This is a genomic window from Kitasatospora papulosa, assembly GCF_000717245.1.
GTDB lineage: Bacteria > Actinomycetota > Actinomycetes > Streptomycetales > Streptomycetaceae > Streptomyces > Streptomyces papulosus.
The window spans coordinates 1-200 of the sequence record NZ_JNYQ01000096.1; the positions used below are offsets into that span (position 1 = coordinate 1).

General features: G+C 52.0%; 1 rRNA gene. It reads right to left on the reverse strand.

Features of this window, described 5'->3' with window-relative positions:
- Window positions 1–72, reverse strand: a 5S ribosomal RNA gene (gene rrf / locus IA22_RS36330); the annotation flags it as partial.
- Between the last annotated feature and the right edge of the window lie 128 nt (window positions 73–200).

Consider the following 200-nt stretch of genomic DNA (forward strand, 5'->3'; position numbering starts at 1 on the left):
ATCGGCGCTGAAAGGCTTAGCTTCCGGGTTCGGAATGTAACCGGGCGTTTCCCTAACGCAATGACCACCGAAACACTATGAAATTAACCAACACCGGAAAAAACACGGCCGTTCGTTATTTCAGAACTAACACAGTGGACGCGAGCAACTGAGGACAAGCCCTCGGCCTATTAGTACCAGTCAGCTCCACCCGTTACCGG